This window comes from Allobosea sp. WAO (assembly GCF_001509835.1).
Taxonomy (GTDB): Bacteria; Pseudomonadota; Alphaproteobacteria; order Rhizobiales; family Beijerinckiaceae; genus Allobosea.
Window position 1 is genome coordinate 348,409 of sequence record NZ_JXTJ01000007.1, and the last position, 18,020, is coordinate 366,428.

The following is an 18,020-nucleotide window of genomic DNA, read 5'->3' on the forward strand; positions in this document are numbered from 1 at the left end:
GTCAGAGATCAGCGGCTAAGCCCGGCATCGCCCTCGCGACGCGGGAAGAATTCGAAGAATGGTTCGGCTTCGGCGAGGGCGCGGGCATAGGAGGGGCGCGTGCGCAGGCGCTCGAAATAGGCCCAGAGGCGCGGATGGCTGTCGCGGAAGGACAAAGCGCGCTCGGCATAGAACAGGGCCGGCGCGGCCGCGCAGTCGGCCATGCTGAAAGCCTCGCCCAATGCCCATTGCCGCCCACCGATCTCGGCTTCCAGCACGTCATAGGTGGAGGCAAGCGTCGCCTTGGCCTCGGCGACGCCGACAGCGTCCCGGCTCTCCTCCGGCCGGAGCCGGTCGAGCACCACCTTTTGCATGGGAATGGCGACGTAGAGATCAAAGAGCCGGTCGAGCCGACGGATCTCGAGCGCCGCGACAGGGTTTTCCGGCAGAAGCGTAACCGGGCCGGGGTAATGCAGGGCGAGATGCTCGATGATCAGGCTGGTCTCCGGCACGAGCTTGCCGAGCCGATCGTCGCGCAGCAGCGGGAACTTGCCGAGCGGCCAGAGCTTCAGGAAATCGGCCCGCTCGTCGGGATCGCCGAGATTGACGAGATGCGGCGTGAACGGCGTTTCGTTCTCATAGAGCGCCACCAGCACCTTCTGGCAGAAGCCGGAGAGCGGATGGAAAAAGAGCGTCAGGGACATGGCTTCGCGTTCCTGCTTTCCGAGAAGGGAGCGGGTTGAAAGGACTTGGTCGATAGGACGGCTGTTCAGGCGGGCGCCTGCTCCAGCGCGAGATAATCGGCGAGTCGGTCGAAGCCGGTGCCCGTGCCCTGCTCGCGCCAATCGGGCTTGTCGTGCCCGTCGAGAAAGGCCGCCTGCTCGGTGAAGAGGAGGCGCGTGCCGGCGCCCTCGCGCCGGAACTCGATCGTCGCCAGCGAGACCGACAGGCGCACATCGTCGCGCAGCAATTCGTAGCTGTAGACGATGCGCTCGTCCGTCAGGATCTCCTGGAAGGTCGCGTTCATTGCGTAGACGCCGCCCGGCCCCGGCGCGCCGCGCATGGTCTCGCTGCCGCCCTCACGGAAATCGAGCTGGTGCTGGCCGAGACCACCCTCGTCATGGCAGGCCGACCAGCGCCTTTTGGCGACGGGATCAGCGAAGGCGGCGAAGACGCGGGCAGGGCTCGCATCATAGCGACGCTCGATCGCAAAGCTGGCATGGACGACCGATCGCTCCGTCATGTGCCGTTCCCTTCCTCGGTTTCCGTGCCCTGCTCGGCGAGAAAGGCGCCGAGCCTGTCGAAGCGCCGCTCCCAGAGCGTGCGGCGCTCGCTGATCCAGCGCTCGGCCGCCCGCAGGGCCTGCGTCTCCAGCTGGCAATTGCGGACCCGCCCGATCTTCTGGGAACGCACCAGCCCGGCGCCTTCGAGCACGGCGAGGTGCTGGACCACGGCCGACAGCGTCATCTGCAAGGGAGCGGCGAGCTCGCTGACGCTGGCCGGCCCCTCGCTGAGCCTCTGCACCATCTGCCGGCGGTTCGGATCCGCCAGGGCCTGGAACATCAGATCGAGCTGGTCTGGTTGGTGAAGCATGCGCTTAAGTATCTCGGCTCGAGCAGGCTGTCCAGAGAAACTTTAGCGCCTGCTAAAGTTTCCTGCCGGAAGCACGGCGCGACATCCGGCGCATTGCCTCCGAGTGCTGCGAGCGGCTATGAGTCCCGGCACGCTCCCTTACCCTGCGTGCGCCATTTCACCGTCTGCGCCAGCCGCCGGAGCTTTCGCCATGCGCATCGAGAACGATCCGAAACTCGACTTCCGGGACGTGCTGATCCGGCCGAAGCGCTCGACGCTCGGCAGCCGTTCGGAAGTCGACGTCAACCGCAGCTTCCATTTCGCCCATACCGGCCGCGAATGGAGCGGCTTCCCGCTGATCGCCGCCAATATGGACGTGGTCGGCACCATGGCGATGGCGCGCGCCCTGCTGAAGCACGGCGCCATGGTCGCCCTGCACAAGCATTACAGCGCGGAGGAGCTGATCGCCTTCTTCAAGGAGCCGGGGTCGGCCAACGCCTTCTATTCGCTGGGCACGACCGATTCCGACCATGACAAGCTGAAAGCGGTCCATGCCAAGGCGCCGATCGACAAGATCTGCCTCGACGTCGCCAATGGCTACACCGAGAAGTTCGTCGACACGGTCAAGGCGACGCGCGAGGCCTTCCCGAACGCCGCGATCATGGCCGGCAACGTCGTCACCGGCGACATGACCGAGGCGCTGATCCTGGCCGGCGCCGACATCGTCAAGGTCGGCATCGGCCCGGGCTCGGTCTGCACCACCCGCAAGATGACCGGCGTCGGCTATCCGCAGCTCTCGGCAATCATCGAATGCGCCGATGCGGCCCATGGGCTCAAGGGCCTGGTCTGCGGCGATGGCGGGCTGACTGTGCCGGGCGACGTCGCCAAGGCCTATGGCGGCGGTTCCGATTTCGTGATGATGGGCGGCATGCTTGCCGGCCATGACGAATGCGAGGGCGAGATCCGTTATGAGGAGCGCGACGGCGAGAAGGTGCCGGTCGCGATGGTGTTCTACGGCATGTCCTCGGACACGGCGATGAACAAGTACGCGGGCGGCGTCGCCAAGTACCGGGCCTCCGAGGGCAAGACCGTCGAGGTGGCCTATCGCGGCCCGGTCGAGGGTACGATGCAGGAGATCATGGGCGGGGTGCGCTCGGCGATGACCTATATCGGCGCGGTTCGTCTCAAAGAGATGTCGAAGCGCACCAGCTTCATCCTGGTCGGCGCGCAGCTCAACACCGTGTTCGGCAATTGAGCGAACCCGACATCGCCATCATCGGCGCAGGCCCGGCCGGGCTGATCGCGGCGGAGCGGCTGGCGCAGGCCGGGCGGCGCGTCGCGCTCTATGAGCGCATGCCCTCGCCGGCGCGAAAATTCCTGCTCGCCGGGCGCGGCGGGCTCAACCTGACGCATTCCGAGGCGCTCGACGGCTTTCTCGACCGCTATGGCGAGGCCCGCCACTGGCTCGAGCCGGCGATCAGAGCCTTCCCACCGCAGGCGCTGCGCGACTGGGCCGACGGGCTCGGCGCCGAGAGCTTCGTCGGTTCAAGCGGCCGGGTCTTCCCGAAGGCGATGAAGGCCTCGCCCCTGCTGCGGGCCTGGCTGACACGGCTCGACGGGCTCGGCGTCAGCCTGCATTCCGGCCGGCTCTGGACGGGCTGGGACGAGAGCGGCGCCCTGCGCTTCGAGAATCGCGACGGGACGGTCGAAACGCTTCGCCCCGGCGCCAAGCTGCTGGCGCTCGGCGGTGCGAGCTGGCCGAGGCTCGGCTCGGATGGCGGCTGGCAGGCGATGCTGGCGGCGAAGGGCGTCGCGATCGCGCCGCTGCGCCCAGCCAATGCCGGTTTCTCGGTCGACTGGTCGGCGTTGATGCGCGAGCGCTTCGCCGGACAGCCGCTGAAGCGGATCGCCCTCTCCTTTGCCGGGCGGCACGCCATGGGCGAGGCGATGATCGACGCCGACGGTATCGAGGGCGGCGCGATCTATGCCCTCTCGGGGCCGCTGCGCGAAGCGATCGCACGCGATGGCCATGCCGAGCTTGCCGTCGATCTGCGGCCCGATCTCGACGCGGCCGCGCTCGCCGCCCGCCTCGAACGCCGCCGGGCCGGCGAGACGCTGAGCAACCATCTGCGCAAGGCGGCAGGGCTTTCGCCGGTCGCGATCGCGGTGCTGCGCGAGGCCACCGAAGGCCCGCTGCCGACCGAGCCAGCGGCTCTCGCCAGGCTGATCAAGGCGGCGTCGCTGCGCCTGACCGGGATGGCGCCGATCGCGCGCGCCATCTCGACGGCTGGCGGCATCCTCGCCGACGAGTTCGACGCGGGCTTCATGCTGAAGCGTGTGCCCGGCGTCTTCGTTGCCGGCGAGATGCTCGACTGGGAGGCGCCGACCGGCGGATTCCTGCTGCAGGCCTGCTTCGCGACAGGTGTCGCCGCGGCCGAGGGGATCGAGAGGCTTCTCGCCTCCCCGTCATTCCGGGGCGGGCCGGAGGCCCGAGCCCGGAACCCATGAACACGACATTTCTGGATGGCCGATTCGGCCCAGACGCCGCCTGTTCCAGCCGCGTCGAGTTCATGAGTTCCGGGCTCGCTGCTGCGCAGTGCCCCGGAAAGACGGCGCGGCAATCTCAGCCCAGCCCCTTCAGCCGATAAAGCGCTTCCAGCGCCTCGCGCGGCGTCATCTCGTCGAGGTCGAGCCCGGCAAGCGTCTCCCTGAGCAAATCGGGGCCGGACGCGACCACGGGCGCGGGAGGCGGGCTGCGCAATTGCGCGGCGAAGAGCGGGAGATCGTCGACCAGCGCCGCCACCGGCTTCTCGCGCTCGCTCTTCTCGAGCTCGCCGAGAATGGCGCGGGCGCGCTCGACCACGGCCGGGGGCAGGCCGGCGAGCTTGGCGACCTGGATGCCGTAGGAGCGATCGGCGGCGCCGGGCACGACCTCGTGCAGGAAAACGACTTCTCCATTCCATTCGGTGACGCGCACGGTGGCGTTGGCGACCCGGTCGAGCCGCTCGGCCAACGCGGTCAGCTCGTGGTAGTGTGTCGCGAACAGGGCCCGGCAGCGATTGGCCTCGTGCAGATGCTCGATCGCCGCCCAGGCGATGGAAAGCCCGTCGAAGGTCGCGGTGCCGCGCCCGATCTCGTCGAGAATGACTAGGGCCCGCGGCCCGGCCTGGTTCAGGATCGCCGCGGTCTCGACCATCTCGACCATGAAGGTCGAACGTCCCCGGGCGAGATCGTCGGCGGCGCCGACACGCGAGAACAAGCGGTCGACGACGCCGATATGGGCGCTCTGCGCCGGCACGAAGGAGCCCATCTGCGCCAGCACGGCGATCAGCGCGTTCTGGCGCAGGAAGGTCGATTTACCGGCCATGTTCGGGCCGGTGATCAGGCAGATGCGGCCATCCTGGCGCTTGCCGGCGGGCGAAAGCTCGCTGTCATTGGCGACGAAGGGCTGTCCCTCGCGCTTCAGCGCCGCCTCGACGACCGGGTGGCGGCCCGCCTTGATCGAAAAGGCGGCGCCCTCGTCGACGAGCGGCCGGGTCCAGCCGCCATCGACCGCGAGCTCAGCCAGCGCGGCGGCGACGTCGATCGCGGCCAGCGCCAGCGCCGCCCCCTTGATCGGCTCGGCCTGATCGAGCACGGCCGCGGTCAGTTCGGCGAAGATCGACAGTTCCAGCTTCAGCGCCCGGTCGGCGGCCGAGGCGATCTTGGCCTCGAGCTCGCCTAGCTCGACCGAGGAGAACCGCATCGCATCCGACATGGTCTGGCGGTGCACGAAGACGGCGCGCCAAGGCTCTCTCAGGAAGCTTTCGCCGACCGCCTGCGGCACCTCGACGAAGTAGCCGAGCATGGAATTGTGTTTGATCCGTAGCGTGCGGCAGTCGGTCTCGGCGGCGTAGCGGGCCTGGAGTTGGGCGATGACCTTGCGGGAATCGACCTGCAGCAGCCGCAGTTCGTCGAGGGCAGGATCAAAGCCCTCGCGCACGAAGCGGCCGTCGCGCCGCAGCAGTGGCAATTCGTCGGCGAGCGTCGCCGAAAGGCGCGCGCCGAGATCAGGGTCGGTACGGCCGAGCGCCAGCGCCGCCTCGCGCAGTTCCGGTGGAATCTCGGCATGGCGCAGGAGGGCGGCGGCGATGGCGCGCGCCGCCTCCAGCCCGGCGCCGAGCGCGGCGAGATCGCGTGGGCCGCCGCGGTCGAGCGCGAGGCGCGACAAGGCCCGGGCGATGTCGGGAACGCGGGCGAGATCGCGGCGCAGATCCTCGCGCAGCCCGGGAGACTCGACCAAAGCAGCGACGGCATCGTGCCGGCGGCCGATCTCGGCAGGATCGGTCAGCGGCCCCGCCAGGCGCTCGGCGAGAAGCCGGCTGCCGCCGGGCGTCTGCGTCCGGTCGATGGTGGCGAGCAGGCTGCCGGCGCGCTCGCCGGAGAGGGTGCGCGTCAGTTCGAGATTGGTCCGCGTCGCCGCGTCGATCAGCATGGCCGCGCTCTCGCCCTCGCGGCGAGGAGCGGAGAGCGGCGGACGGGCGCCGAACTGGGTGCGTTCGACATAGGCGAGCGCGGCAGCGGCGGCGGCGATCTCGGCGCGGCTGAAGGCGCCGAAGGCATCGAGCGTGGCGACGCCGAAGAACTCCTTCAGCCGCCTTTCGCCGGAAGCCGGATCGAGCCCCTCGCGTGCCAGCGGCGTCACCGCCGCAGGCGTGTCGCGCCAGACCTCCTTGAGCTCCGGATCATCGTAGATCGCGTCCGGGCAGACGATCTCGCGCGGCTCCAGCCGCGCCAGCTCGACCGAGAGCCCGCGCGCATCGGTTTCCAGCACGCTGAAACGGCCGGTCGAGATGTCGACGGCGGCGATGCCATAGGCATAGCTGACATCGCTGAGCCGGCGCCGCGCCACGGCGACGAGCAGGCTGGCGCGGCCGGGCTCGAGCAGGCGCTCCTCGGTGATGGTCCCGGGCGTGACGAGGCGGACGACATCGCGCTTCACCACCGATTTGGCGCCGCGCTTCTTGGCCTCGGCCGGATCTTCGGTCTGTTCGCAAACCGCGACGCGGTGGCCGGCGGCGATCAGGCGCTGGAGATAGTCGTCGGCGCGGTCGACCGGCACGCCGCACATGGCGATGTCCTCGCCGAGATGCTTGCCACGCTTGGTCAGCACGATGCCGAGCGTGCGCGAGGCGATCTCGGCGTCCTGGAAGAACAGTTCGTAGAAATCGCCCATCCGGTAGAACAGCAGGCTGTCCGGATTAGCGGTCTTGATCTCCATATACTGCGCCATCATCGGCGTGACGCGGCCGGAATCGGCGCTCGCGCCGGCGGCGGCAGGAGGGGGCGTGGTGTCGCGGGGAGAGGTGCTGTGCATCGCGCCGGCACGCTATCAAATCGCGCCGGCAAGGCCATCCGTTAGGGAGACTTTCAACAATTGAAAGCAGGCTGACCTGGCCATTTTCGGCCGAAGGCCCCCATGTCGCTGCTGATCAACCTCGTCGAGAGCCTTTCCTTCCTGCTGCTCGCCGCGCTGGTGGTGACGGTCGTCGCGCCCTGGCTCGACCAGCGGCCGATCCTGCGCCAGGTCACGATCGGCGCCCTGTTCGCCGCGGCCGCGCTGTGCAGCATGGCCTTCCCGTTCGTGGTGGAAGCCGGCGTCGTCGTCGATTCCCGCAACACGCTCGCCATCCTCGCCGGGCCGATCGGCGGGCCGATTTCAGCGGTGCTGACGGCCCTGCCGCTCGCGGCACTGCGCTACAGCCAGGGCGGCGCCGGCATGGCGACTGGCCTCGCCGGCATCTTCCTCAATGCGCTCGCCGGCGTCGCCTATGCGGCATGGCTTTACCGGCAGCGTCGCTCTTTTGGGCTGAGCGACTTCGTGGTGCTGAGCGGGATCGGGGCGCTTTGCCTCCTGCTCTCGGTGCTGTTCATGCCGGACGCGGCAGTCGCCGAGCGCTTCCTGCGCAAGGCCGTGCCGATGATCATCCTGGTCAACACGATCGGCACGATCCTGGTCGGGCTCGTCGTGCACAATGACCGCGAGCGCCGTGAGAACGCCTATCGGCTGCGGACGCTGATGCAGCGGGCGCCGGGCACGCTCTACCAGCGAATCGTCCATCCCGACGGCTCGTTGAGCTATCATTTCGCCTCCTTCGCCATCGACCGGCTGCTGGGAATCACCAAGGAGGAGGTCGAGCGCGATCCGCAAATCTGGCTCGGCAAGATGCTGCCCGAGGACCGGGCGCGCTTCGAGGCGGCGCACGCGGACCCGAGGGGCTATGGCGATTTCTGGCGGTTCGAGGCGCGCTATGCCGGCATCGACGGCGCGATCGTCTGGCTACGCAGCGAGGCGTCGAGCCGCCGCCTCGCCGACGGCACGGTGATCTGGGACGGCATCCTGCTCGACATCACGCCCGAGAAGACGCTCGAGACCCGGCGCGACGAGATCGAAACCTTGCGTCGCTCGGCGCTCGAAGAGCTCGCGGCCAATCTCGAAGTCACCGTCGGCAAAGCCTTGCGGCAGGTCGGCGAATCGGCCCGCGACATGCACGAGGCGGCACAGCAGATGGCAGCGAATGCCGACCATACCACCCAGCGGGCAGTCGACGTCACCCAGCAGGCGCAGCTCGCCTCGCACCGGGTCGGCAGCGTCGCGCTGGCGGCCGAGGAGATCGACGCCTCGATCCGCGAGCTCACCCGGCAGACAGGGCTGGCGGCCGAGAAGGCGCAGGAGGCGGCGAGCCATGTCCGCTCGACCCGGCGCGACGTCAACGGCCTCGCCCTCGCCGCCGACCAGGTCGGTGCCGTGCTCGACTTCATCGAGGACATCGCCGCGCGCACCAACCTCCTGGCGCTGAACGCCACGATCGAGGCGGCGCGGGCCGGCACGGCCGGGCGCGGCTTCGCGGTGGTCGCCGGCGAGGTCAAGAACCTCGCCGAGCAGACCCAGAAGGCGACCCGCGACATCGCTGCGACGCTGCAGGAGATCCGTGCCGCCGCCGCGACCGCGGCCGAGGCCGTCGGGCAGATCGAAGTGACGATGGGCACGATCGAGACGACCTCGGGGGCGATCGCGCGGGTCGTCAACACGCAGGGCACGATCGCCTCCGGCATCGCCGCCGACGCGCAGGCGGTCGCCGGCTCGACGACGACGGTGACCGGCAATGTCGCGGCCCTCGGCGACGAAGCGCGCTCGACCGGGGAAACCGCCTCGCGGGTGGTCGAGGCGGCGCGGCGGGTCAGCGAGCAATCGGTCGAGCTGGATCGCTATGTGGGCGACTTCGTATCACGGGTGCGCGGCCGCCTCTGAACGCTTCGGCGTCCCCCGACTTTCTCCGGCGAGGCACGAGTCACGGTCAGCGATAGCGCCTTGTGGAGCGGGCGGGCGCTGCCCTATGGTCGTTTCCCCCCGAGGAAACGCCTGTGAAAAAGAACAAACGCATGAACGACCGCCCCCCGATCAAGCGCACCCGCCCGACCTTCACCGACCAGGAAGCGTTGCTGTTCCACTCGGAGGGCCGGCCGGGCAAACTCGAGATCGTTCCGACCGTGCCGATGGCGACGCAACGCGACCTCTCGCTGGCCTATTCGCCCGGCGTCGCCGTTCCCGTCCTCGCCATCGCCGAGGATCCCAGCCGCGCCTATGACTACACCGCCCGCGCCAATCTCGTCGCAGTGATCTCGAACGGCACCGCCATTCTGGGCCTGGGCAATCTCGGCGCGCTCGCCTCCAAGCCGGTGATGGAAGGCAAGTCGATCCTGTTCAAGCGCTTCGCCGATGTCGATTCGATCGATCTCGAGGTCGACACCGAGGACGCCGACAAGTTCATCGAGGCGGTGCGCTATCTCGGCCCGTCCTTTGGCGGCATCAATCTCGAGGACATCAAGGCTCCGGAATGCTTCATCATCGAGCAGCGCCTGCGCGAGCTGATGGACATCCCGGTCTTCCATGACGACCAGCACGGCACCGCGATCATCGCCGCCGCCGGCCTGATCAACGCGCTCGACCTGACGGGCCGCGACGTCAAGACCACGAAGCTCGTCATCAACGGCGCCGGCGCCGCCGCCATCGCCTGCATCGAGCTCTTGAAGGCGATGGGCTTCAAGCCCGACAACGTCATCCTCTGCGACACCAAGGGCGTGATCTACCAAGGCCGCACCGAGGGCATGAACCAGTGGAAATCGGCCCATGCGGCCGTGACCGACCGGCGTACACTGGCGCAGGCCATGGAGGGCGCCGACGCGTTCTTCGGCCTCTCCCAGAAGGGCTCGGTGACCCCCGAAATGGTCGCCTCCATGGCCGAGAACCCGATCATCTTCGCGATGGCAAATCCCGACCCGGAGATCACCCCGGAAGAGGTCGCGGCAGTGCGCGACGACGCGATCATGGCGACCGGGCGCTCGGATTATCCGAACCAGGTCAACAACGTGCTGGGCTTCCCCTTCATCTTCCGCGGCGCGCTCGACGTGCGCGCCACGACGATCAACATGGAGATGAAGATCGCGGCAGCCGAGGCGCTCGCCTTCCTGGCGCGCGAGGATGTGCCGGACGAGGTCGCCGCCGCCTATCAGGGCGCGCGCCCGCGCTACGGCAAGGAGTACATCATCCCGGTGCCGTTCGATCCGCGGCTGATCCATGTCGTGCCGATGGCCGTCGCCAAGGCGGCGATGGAGACCGGCGTCGCGGGCAAGCCGATCGTCGACACCGCCGCCTATAAGGCGCAGCTCTCGGCGCGGCGCGATCCGGTCGCCGGCACCCTCAACCGCATCACCGAGCGCGTCCGCCGTTATCCGAAGCGCGTCGTCTTCGCCGAGGGCGAGGAGGAGCAGGTGATCCGCGCTGCCGCCTCCTTCGTCAACCAGGGGCTCGGCAAGGCGATCCTCGTCGGCCGCGAGGAGCGGATCAGCGAGGCGGCGACCTTCCTCGGCGTCGATCTCGAGGCCAAGGGCATCGAGATTCAGAACGCCAGGCTGTCGCACCGCAATAGCGCCTATGCGCAATATCTCTACGAGCGGCTGCAGCGGCAGGGCTATCTGTTCCGCGACTGCCAGCGCCTGATCAACCAGGACCGCAATCATTTCGCCGCGGCGATGGTGGCGCTCGGCGATGCCGACGCGATGGTGACGGGCGTTACCCGCAACTACTCGATCGCGCTCGAGGAGGTCCGCCGCGTCATCGACGAGAAGCCGGGCCATCGCGTCATTGGCGTCTCCGTGGTGGTCGCGCGCGGGCGCACCGTGCTCGTCGCCGATACCGCGATCCACGAGATGCCGACGGCCCGCGAGCTTTCCGAGATCGCGATCGAGGCCGCCGGCGTGGCAAGGCGTCTGGGCTATGAGCCGAGGGTCGCGATGCTCGCCTTTTCCTCCTTCGGGCACCCGCCCGGCGAGCGATCGGCAAAGGTGCGCGAAGCGGTCGCCATCCTCGACAACCAGCGCGTCGATTTCGAGTATGACGGCGAGATGGCGGCCGATGTCGCGCTGAACCGCGATCTGATGGGCCAGTACCCGTTCTGCCGCCTGACCGGCCCGGCCAATGTCCTGGTGATGCCGGCGTTCCACTCGGCCTCGATCTCGACCAAGATGCTGCAGGAGCTCGGCGGCTCGACCGTGATCGGCCCGCTGATCGTCGGCCTCGACAAGCCGGTGCAGATCGTGCCGCTCGGCGCCAAGGATTCCGACATCGTCAACATGGCGGCGCTGGCGGCGTTCAATATCGGCGGGTGAGACAGCGCGCGTCATGCCCGGGCCCGACCCGGGCATCTCATGACGAAAAAGGCGCCCGTGAAGGGCGCCTTATCCTGCAAGAGATTCTCGGGTCTGCGCTGCGCTTCGCCCGAGAATGACGCTCCGATGGCGCCTCAGTTCGTCCGAGGGCCGAGATCGCGCGGGGCAGCGTTGACCGTGACGATCTGGCCGTTGCGCAATTCGAGGACGGCAAGGCCGCGCTCGTTCAGCCCATCCGGGCGGAAGCGAAAGACGCCATCGGCGCCGGCGAAGCCTGAGGGATTGGTCAGAACGGATTCGGAGAAGCGCTGGCTGCCTTGCGTGCGAGCGAGCGCGGCAGCGAGCGAGACCGCGTCATAGGAGAGTGTCGCGGTGCGGGTCGGCGAGCTGTTGAAACGCTTCTGGTAGCGGCCGGCGAAGGCGTTGAAGCCGGCCGTATCGGGCGAAGCGAACCAGCCGCCCTGGATGGCAGGAATGCGGGCAACGGCGGCGTCGTTCCAGACGCCGGTGCCGAGCGGCTTGACCTTGGCCGGGTCGTAGCCGGCCTGCTGCAGGATCAGGCCGAGCTGCGGCATGGCATTGGCATCGCCCGGCACGAACAGCGCATCGGCCTGCTGCAGGGCAGGTGTCAGCCGGCCGGCCGAAGCGCGCATGCTGTTGGCGTCGGCCCCGAAGCGCTCGATCACCACGGCGCGGGCTCCGCGATCGGCCACCGCCTGCTGGAAGGCGGCCTCGACGACCTTGCCATAGGCGGTGTCCGGTACCATCGCGGCGAAGGATTTCCGGCCTTGCGAGGAGGCGTAGGCGATCACCCGGTTGACGTCGTTCTCGGGCGGGAAGGAGAGCAGGTAGACGCCGCGCGAGGCGACGTTGCTGTCGCTGGAGAAGGCGATCACCGGCTTGCCGGCACCGCGGGCCACCTGCGCGACGGCCTGGACCGAGGGCGCGAAGAGCGGGCCGATGATCAGCTCGGCGCCTTCGCGCAGCGCCGCCTGGGCGGCTGCCTGGGCACCGTCGGGCGTGCCGCGATCGTCCTTGACCAGCAAGGTCAGGTCGGCCCCGGGGAATTCGGCGAGCGCCATCTCGGCAGCGTTCTTCAGGGAGTTGCCGACCGTCGCGCCGGCGCCTTCCGCCGTCAGCGGCAGGATCAGTCCGACCTTGACCGAGCCGGTCCCGAGCGTCGGGCCGGTCGGGGCCGCAGGAGCGCCACCGCCCGCGCTGTCGAAGCCTGGCAAACCGGAGGGGCCGCCGCTGCAGGCGGTGAGCAGGAGCGTAGCGCCGCTGGCCAGAATCAGCCGCCGCGAGACGCCGGCGAGGGGCGCCTGATCTGGAATTCCAACTGGGCGCGACACGGGCTTCGTCTCCACTGCTGGCGGGGCGCATCGTCACGACGGCGCCCGGCGGTGCATATCCCCCCGGACCACGGGAAAATACCTGCCAGCCAGGGATGGTATTTTCAAGCTGTTAACTATGAGTTGCCGCCGGCGCGATGGCTTCCCGGCAGCGGCTGTGGCAGTTTCGCCGCCATGTCAGCGCCTTCCCCCGCCGCGCCGCTCCCGGGCCGCGCCAAAGATACCCCGGCAAGCTACACGGCCTTCGGGCTGCGGGCCGAGGCCGAGCCGCTGGCGCCCGGCCTGCACATCGTCGCAACGCCGATCGGCAATCTCAAGGACATCTCGTTCCGGGCGCTGTCGACCCTCGCCGCCGCCGATGCGGTACTGGCCGAGGATACCCGCACCTCTAAGACGCTGCTGGCGCATTACGGCATCGCGACGCCGCTCCTGCCCTATCACGAGCACAATGCGGCGCAGATGCGCCCGAAGATCCTGGAAAGGCTGCGCCAGGGCGGCAAGCTCGCGCTGATCTCCGATGCCGGCACGCCATTGGTCTCCGACCCCGGCTACAAGCTGGTCGCGGAACTGGTGGCGGAAGGCCTGCCGGTCACCGGCATTCCCGGCCCCTCCGCGGTGCTGGCGGCGCTGGTGCTCGCCGGCCTGCCGACCGACCGCTTCTTCTTCGAAGGCTTCCTGCCGCCGAAGAGCGCGGCGCGGAAGGCGCGGCTGACCGAGCTTTCCGCGATCCCCGGCACGCTCGTCTTCTTCGAATCGCCGCGGCGGCTCGCCGAGATGCTGGGCGACGCCGCGACGGTGCTCGGAGAGCGGCCGGGCGCAGTCGCACGCGAGCTGACCAAATACTACGAGAACGTCCGGCGCGGTCGACTTTCCGAACTCGCCGTCCATTACGGAGAGGCCGAGGAAGCCCGCGGCGAGATCGTGGTGATCATCGGCCCGCCGGACGCCGCTGCCCTCGCCCCGAGCGGCGCCGCGCTCGACGAGGCGCTGCGGGCAGCGCTCGAAAAACTCTCGCTGAAGGAAGCGGTGGCGCAGGTCACCGCGGCCAGCGGCCAGCCGCGCCGGCTGGTCTATGCCCGCGCGCTCGAGCTGACGCGGACGCCGTGAGCGAGTCGGCCCGCAGCCGACGCGCCCGCCATTCCGGCCTGTCCGGGCGGCGCGGCGAATGGCTCGCCGTGCTCTATCTCAGCGCCAAGGGCTATCGCCTGCTGGAACGGCGCTTCGGCGGCAAGGGCGGCGAGATCGACCTGATCATGACACGCGGCAACAGCATCGCCTTCGTCGAGGTGAAGCGCCGCGCCGCGCTCGACGCGGCGGCGGGCGCGATCACCGCCGACAAAAGGCGCCTGATCGAGGCGGGCATCAGGCAGTGGCTGGCGCGCAATCCCTGGGCGATGCAGCGCCATTTGCGGGCCGATGCCGTCTTCCTCGCGCCCTGGCGGCTGCCGCGCCATGTCCCCGCCGTCTTCGAGCTCACGCTCTGACGCAGGACGAGCCCCTTGCGCTGGCGCGGCGGCAGGCTCGATAAAGCGCTCACAACCGGAGCGCTCCCATGCCGTTGAACGTCGCCATCCAGATGGACCCGATCGAGAAGGTCCGCATTGCCGGCGACACCGGCTTCTCGCTGATGCTGGAGGCGCAGGCGCGCGGCCACCGGCTCTTTACCTACACCCCCGACAAGCTCACCCTGCGCGACGGCAAGGTCACCGCCGTGATCAACCCGGTCGAGGTCCGCGATGTCGAGGGCGACCACTACACGCTGGGTCAGCCCGAGCGCACCGACCTCTCGACGCTCGACGTGGTGTTGCTGCGCCAGGACCCGCCCTTCGACATGGCCTATGTCTCCTCGACGCATATGCTCGAGCGCATCCATCCCAAGACGCTGGTGGTCAACGACCCCGCCGAGGTCCGCAATGCGCCGGAGAAGCTGTTCGTCACCCATTTCCCGGAGCTGATGCCGCCGACCCTGATCACCCGCGACAAGGCCGAGATCGAGGCCTTCCGCGAGGAGTTCGGCGAGATCGTGATGAAGCCGCTCTACGGCCATGGCGGCGCGACCGTGTTCAAGACCGGCAAGGGCGATCCGAATTTCGGCTCGCTCTGCGACCTCTTCGCCAACCTCTTCCGCGAGCCCTGGGTGGTCCAGGCCTTCCTGAAGGAGGTCACCGCGGGCGACAAGCGCATCATCCTGATCGACGGCAAGGCCGCCGGCGCGGTCAACCGCGTGCCGGCGGAAGGCGACCTGCGCGCCAATATGGTGCGCGGCGGCGCGGCCCGGCCGACCGACCTCTCGAAGCGCGAGCTCGAAATCTGCGAGCGCATCGGCCCGGCGCTCAGGGAGCGCGGCCTCTTGCTGGTCGGCATCGACGTGATCGGCGGCAAGCTGACCGAGATCAACGTCACCGCCCCGACCGGGGTCCGCGCCATCAAGAAGCTCGGCGGACCGGATCTCGCGGCGCAGCTCTTCGACGTGATCGAGGCGAAGCGGGCGGCGCTCTGAGCGCCCCGGCTCAGCCCGTGGCGGCGACAGCCGTCCCGTTCAGCGGGTTCTCCGGGTCCCAGCGATAGCGCATCGTCTCGAAGCGCATCGCCATCGCGTCGACCAGCAGCAGCCTGCCGACCAGCGGCTCGCCGAAACCGGCGATCGTCCGCAGCACTTCCAGCGCCATCAGCGAGCCCATCACGCCCGGCAACGCGCCCAGAATGCCGGCTTCGGCGCAGGGGGCGATCGTGCCGGGCGGCGGCTCGTTGGGGAACAGGCAGCGATAGGTCGGGTTGGGCTCGCCATCCGGCCCGGTCTCATGTGCCCTGATCGTGGTCAGCGAGCCGTCGAAGCGTCCGAGCGCCGCCGTGACCAGCGGCTTGCCCTCATGAAAGCAGGCATCGGAGACCGCATAGCGCGTGGCGAAATTATCCGAGCCCTCGGCGACGACGTCGTAGAAGGCGACGAGCGCGCGGGCGTTGTGCGGGTCGATCCGCGTGACGTATTCCTCGATCTGCACATGCGGGTTCAGCCGCTTGACGAAACCGGCGGCCGCCACCGCCTTGCGGGCGCCGACATCCTCCGTGCCGAAGATGATCTGTCGCTGCAGGTTCGACAGCGAGACATGGTCGTCGTCGACGATGCCGATGGTGCCGACGCCGGCGGCAGCGAGATAGGCGAGCAACGGCGCCCCGAGCCCGCCCGCGCCGATCACCAGCACCCGCGCACGCTTCAGCCGTGCCTGCCCGGGGCCGCCGATCTCCGGCAGCACCAGATGGCGGGCATAGCGCTCGATCTCGGCGTCGCTCAGCATCATGCCCTCAGGATTAGGCCGATCGCGCCCGCGCAGCAATCGGGTGCTCGCGATCCGTAGCGCGGAATTCGGCTGCCCGGGAATCGGGTGCCATGCCGTGACAGGAAGCGGGTGTCTGCCCCATCCCGCCGGCTGCGATCACCGCGCCGCAGTTTCCTGCGGCATGAAAGGCAAAGCCATGACGGTTCTCAAAGACAAGATCGCGCTTATCACCGGGGCGAGCTCCGGGATCGGGCGCGCCGCCGCCCGCCTGTTCGCCAGCGAAGGCGCAAGGGTGGTGGTGACGGCGCGGCGCCAGGACGAGCTCGACCAGCTGGCGGCGGAGATCGCCGCATCGGGCGGCGAGGCGCTGGCCATTGCCGGCGACATCCGCGACGAGGCGTTGGCGCAGCGTCTGGTCGAGGCGGCAACGGAGCGCTTCGGCGGGCTCGACATCGCTTTCAACAATGCCGGCGTGGTCGGCGAGCTGGCACCGGTCGCGGAGATGTCCTCGGCCGCCTGGCGCGAGCTGATCGAGATCAACCTGACGAGCGCCTTCCTCGGTGCGAAATACCAGGTGCCGGCGCTGCAGGCGCGCGGTGGCGGCTCGCTGATCTTCACCTCGAGCTTCGTCGGCTACACCGCCGGGCTTTCCGGCATGTCCGCCTATGCCGCCGGCAAGGCCGGGCAGATCGGGCTGGTGAAGGCACTCGCCGCCGAACTCGGGAGCCAGGGAATCCGGGTCAACGCCTTGCTGCCGGGCGGCACAGATACGCCGGCGAGCTTCACCAACGCGCCCGATGCCGGGCCGGAGGTGCTGGCCTTCGTCGAGGGCCTCCACGCGCTGAAGCGCATGGCGAAGCCCGAGGAGATCGCCAGGGCTGCCTTGTTCCTGGCCTCGGATGCGTCGAGCTTCGTCGCCGGCACGGCCTTCCTCGCCGATGGCGGGGTCTCGATCCAGCGCGGCTGACGGAACCCCGGAAGCTCTTGCGAAACGCCAGGCGGCGTGCCTCTCGCGCAGCCGCTTGGCCCTTTCGAAAAGCCGTGCCATCGTGACCGCATAAGGGGGCAGCGGAACTGCTCCATGCGTGACAGGGGAACGGTTCCATGCGCCTGAAATCCCTCGCCCTGGCCCTGGCCGGCGTCGCTCTTTCGGCGTTCGCCGCCACCGCCCAGACCGCGATCAAGCCCGCGGTCGTCTACGACAAGGGCGGCAAGTTCGACAAATCCTTCAACGAGGGCGTCTTCATCGGCGCCGAGAAGTTCAAGACCGACACCGGCGTCGAGTTCCGCGATTTCGAGCCGACCAACGACGCGCAGATCGAGCAGGCGCTGCGCCGCTTCGCGCGCGACGGCCATTCGCCGATCATCGCGGTCGGCTTCTCGCAGGCGACCGCGCTGCAGAAGGTCGCGGCCGAGTTCCCGGACCTGAAGTTCACCATCATCGACATGGTGGTCGAGCTGCCGAACGTGCAGTCGGTCGTGTTCAAGGAGCATGAGGGCTCGTATCTCGTCGGGCTGCTCGCCGGCCTCGCCTCGAAGACCGGCAAGGTCGGCTTCGTCGGCGGCATGGACATCCCGCTGATCCGCAAATTCGCCTGCGGCTATGTCCAGGGCGTCAAGGCGGCGAAGAAGGACGCCGAGATCTTCCAGAACATGACCGGCTCGACCCCGGCCGCCTGGAACGACCCGGTCAAGGGCGGCGAGCTCGCCAAGTCGCAGATCGATCGTGGCGCCGACGTGGTCTACCACGCTGCCGGCGGGACCGGCATCGGCGTGCTGCGCGCCGCTGCGGACGCCGGCAAGCTCGGCATCGGCGTCGATTCGAACCAGAACATGCTGCATCCCGGCAAGGTGCTGACCTCGATGCTGAAGCGCGTCGACGTCGCCGCCTACAACTCCTTCAAGGCGGCGCGCGAGGGCAGCTGGAAGCCCGGCGTCTCGGTGCTCGGGCTGAAGGAGGACGGCGTCGGCTGGGCGCTCGACGACAACAACAAGGCGCTGATCAGCGCCGAGATGAAGGCGGCCGCCGACAAGGCCAGAGCCGACATCATCGCCGGCTCGGTCAAGGTCCACGACTATATGTCGGACTCCAAGTGCACGATGTAACGGCTCGCACCGCCGCATCGGCGCG

The 18,020-nt window shown here is 68.9% G+C and carries 15 protein-coding genes; 9 read left to right on the forward strand and 6 right to left on the reverse strand.

Annotated features, from left to right (window positions below; genetic code table 11):
- Positions 1-8 precede the first annotated feature (8 nt).
- The 3 genes from DK26_RS14050 to DK26_RS14060 all read right to left on the reverse strand — a co-directional run bounded on the left by DK26_RS14050 (position 9) and on the right by DK26_RS14060 (position 1,572).
- Entirely contained in the window at positions 9-683 is a 675-nt protein-coding gene (locus DK26_RS14050; protein WP_066473361.1) for a glutathione S-transferase family protein, read from the reverse strand.
- A gap of 65 nt (positions 684-748) precedes the next feature.
- On the reverse strand, positions 749-1,222 hold the full coding sequence (locus DK26_RS14055; RefSeq protein ID WP_066473363.1) for an SRPBCC family protein: 474 nt from the start codon (positions 1,220-1,222) through the stop codon (positions 749-751).
- Positions 1,219-1,572 carry a metalloregulator ArsR/SmtB family transcription factor gene (locus DK26_RS14060; RefSeq protein WP_066473366.1) on the reverse strand — a complete coding sequence of 118 codons (354 nt, stop codon included), beginning with the start codon at positions 1,570-1,572 and terminating at the stop codon, positions 1,219-1,221. The genes DK26_RS14055 and DK26_RS14060 overlap by 4 nt, the downstream gene beginning before the upstream one ends.
- A gap of 190 nt (positions 1,573-1,762) precedes the next feature.
- Here DK26_RS14060 and DK26_RS14065 point away from each other — a divergent pair, with 190 nt between their 5' ends.
- Together DK26_RS14065 and DK26_RS14070 are read left to right on the forward strand one after the other, a co-directional pair.
- Entirely contained in the window at positions 1,763-2,806 is a 1,044-nt protein-coding gene (locus DK26_RS14065; RefSeq protein WP_066473368.1) for a GMP reductase, read from the forward strand.
- On the forward strand, positions 2,803-4,059 hold the full coding sequence (locus tag DK26_RS14070; protein WP_066473370.1) for a TIGR03862 family flavoprotein: 1,257 nt from the start codon (positions 2,803-2,805) through the stop codon (positions 4,057-4,059). The genes DK26_RS14065 and DK26_RS14070 overlap by 4 nt, the downstream gene beginning before the upstream one ends.
- Positions 4,060-4,174: 115 nt before the next feature.
- Here DK26_RS14070 and mutS read toward each other — a convergent pair whose 3' ends face one another.
- Complete coding sequence (gene mutS / locus DK26_RS14075) at positions 4,175-6,907, reverse strand: DNA mismatch repair protein MutS (protein WP_066473372.1); 2,733 nt, start codon at positions 6,905-6,907, stop codon at positions 4,175-4,177.
- A 102-nt stretch (positions 6,908-7,009) separates the two neighbouring features.
- Here mutS and DK26_RS14080 point away from each other — a divergent pair, with 102 nt between their 5' ends.
- Both DK26_RS14080 and DK26_RS14085 read left to right on the forward strand, forming a co-directional pair.
- Positions 7,010-8,842, forward strand: coding sequence for a methyl-accepting chemotaxis protein (locus DK26_RS14080; RefSeq protein WP_066473375.1), 1,833 nt, complete (start codon positions 7,010-7,012; stop codon positions 8,840-8,842).
- A 131-nt stretch (positions 8,843-8,973) separates the two neighbouring features.
- Positions 8,974-11,259 carry an NADP-dependent malic enzyme gene (locus tag DK26_RS14085; protein ID WP_066473377.1) on the forward strand — a complete coding sequence of 762 codons (2,286 nt, stop codon included), beginning with the start codon at positions 8,974-8,976 and terminating at the stop codon, positions 11,257-11,259.
- 134 nt (positions 11,260-11,393) lie between these two features.
- Here DK26_RS14085 and DK26_RS14090 read toward each other — a convergent pair whose 3' ends face one another.
- Entirely contained in the window at positions 11,394-12,611 is a 1,218-nt protein-coding gene (locus tag DK26_RS14090) for a penicillin-binding protein activator (protein ID WP_248309966.1), read from the reverse strand.
- Between the two features lie 174 nt (positions 12,612-12,785).
- Here DK26_RS14090 and rsmI point away from each other — a divergent pair, with 174 nt between their 5' ends.
- From rsmI to gshB, 3 genes are all read left to right on the forward strand, one after another.
- Positions 12,786-13,718 carry a 16S rRNA (cytidine(1402)-2'-O)-methyltransferase gene (gene rsmI, locus DK26_RS14095; RefSeq protein WP_066473379.1) on the forward strand — a complete coding sequence of 311 codons (933 nt, stop codon included), beginning with the start codon at positions 12,786-12,788 and terminating at the stop codon, positions 13,716-13,718.
- The gene (locus tag DK26_RS14100; protein WP_066473382.1) at positions 13,715-14,095 is read left to right on the forward strand and encodes a YraN family protein; all 381 of its coding nucleotides are present in this window, start codon (positions 13,715-13,717) and stop codon (positions 14,093-14,095) included. The genes rsmI and DK26_RS14100 overlap by 4 nt, the downstream gene beginning before the upstream one ends.
- Before the next feature lie 68 nt (positions 14,096-14,163).
- Positions 14,164-15,111, forward strand: a complete 948-nt coding sequence (gshB, locus tag DK26_RS14105; protein WP_066473385.1) for a glutathione synthase — start codon at positions 14,164-14,166, stop codon at positions 15,109-15,111.
- Positions 15,112-15,121: 10 nt separating this feature from the next.
- Here gshB and moeB read toward each other — a convergent pair whose 3' ends face one another.
- Complete coding sequence (gene moeB / locus DK26_RS14110) at positions 15,122-15,910, reverse strand: molybdopterin-synthase adenylyltransferase MoeB (protein WP_066473388.1); 789 nt, start codon at positions 15,908-15,910, stop codon at positions 15,122-15,124.
- 175 nt (positions 15,911-16,085) lie between these two features.
- Here moeB and DK26_RS14115 point away from each other — a divergent pair, with 175 nt between their 5' ends.
- Positions 16,086-16,856, forward strand: coding sequence for an SDR family oxidoreductase (locus DK26_RS14115; RefSeq protein WP_066473391.1), 771 nt, complete (start codon positions 16,086-16,088; stop codon positions 16,854-16,856).
- Between the two features lie 137 nt (positions 16,857-16,993).
- Entirely contained in the window at positions 16,994-17,995 is a 1,002-nt protein-coding gene (locus DK26_RS14120; RefSeq protein ID WP_066473394.1) for a BMP family ABC transporter substrate-binding protein, read from the forward strand.
- Positions 17,996-18,020: the final 25 nt, after the last annotated feature.

Bases quoted from the DNA above. Each gene is read 5' to 3' on its own strand.
- DK26_RS14050 (WP_066473361.1), bottom strand. From the start codon at position 683: ATGTCCCTGACGCTCTTTTTCCATCCGCTCTCCGGCTTCTGCCAGAAG.
- DK26_RS14055 (WP_066473363.1), bottom strand. From the start codon at position 1,222: ATGACGGAGCGATCGGTCGTCCATGCCAGCTTTGCGATCGAGCGTCGC.
- DK26_RS14060 (WP_066473366.1), bottom strand. From the start codon at position 1,572: ATGCTTCACCAACCAGACCAGCTCGATCTGATGTTCCAGGCCCTGGCG.
- DK26_RS14065 (WP_066473368.1), top strand. From the start codon at position 1,763: ATGCGCATCGAGAACGATCCGAAACTCGACTTCCGGGACGTGCTGATC.
- mutS (WP_066473372.1), bottom strand. From the start codon at position 6,907: ATGCACAGCACCTCTCCCCGCGACACCACGCCCCCTCCTGCCGCCGCC.
- DK26_RS14080 (WP_066473375.1), top strand. From the start codon at position 7,010: ATGTCGCTGCTGATCAACCTCGTCGAGAGCCTTTCCTTCCTGCTGCTC.
- DK26_RS14085 (WP_066473377.1), top strand. From the start codon at position 8,974: ATGAACGACCGCCCCCCGATCAAGCGCACCCGCCCGACCTTCACCGAC.
- rsmI (WP_066473379.1), top strand. From the start codon at position 12,786: ATGTCAGCGCCTTCCCCCGCCGCGCCGCTCCCGGGCCGCGCCAAAGAT.
- gshB (WP_066473385.1), top strand. From the start codon at position 14,164: ATGCCGTTGAACGTCGCCATCCAGATGGACCCGATCGAGAAGGTCCGC.
- moeB (WP_066473388.1), bottom strand. From the start codon at position 15,910: ATGATGCTGAGCGACGCCGAGATCGAGCGCTATGCCCGCCATCTGGTG.
- DK26_RS14115 (WP_066473391.1), top strand. From the start codon at position 16,086: ATGACGGTTCTCAAAGACAAGATCGCGCTTATCACCGGGGCGAGCTCC.
- DK26_RS14120 (WP_066473394.1), top strand. From the start codon at position 16,994: ATGCGCCTGAAATCCCTCGCCCTGGCCCTGGCCGGCGTCGCTCTTTCG.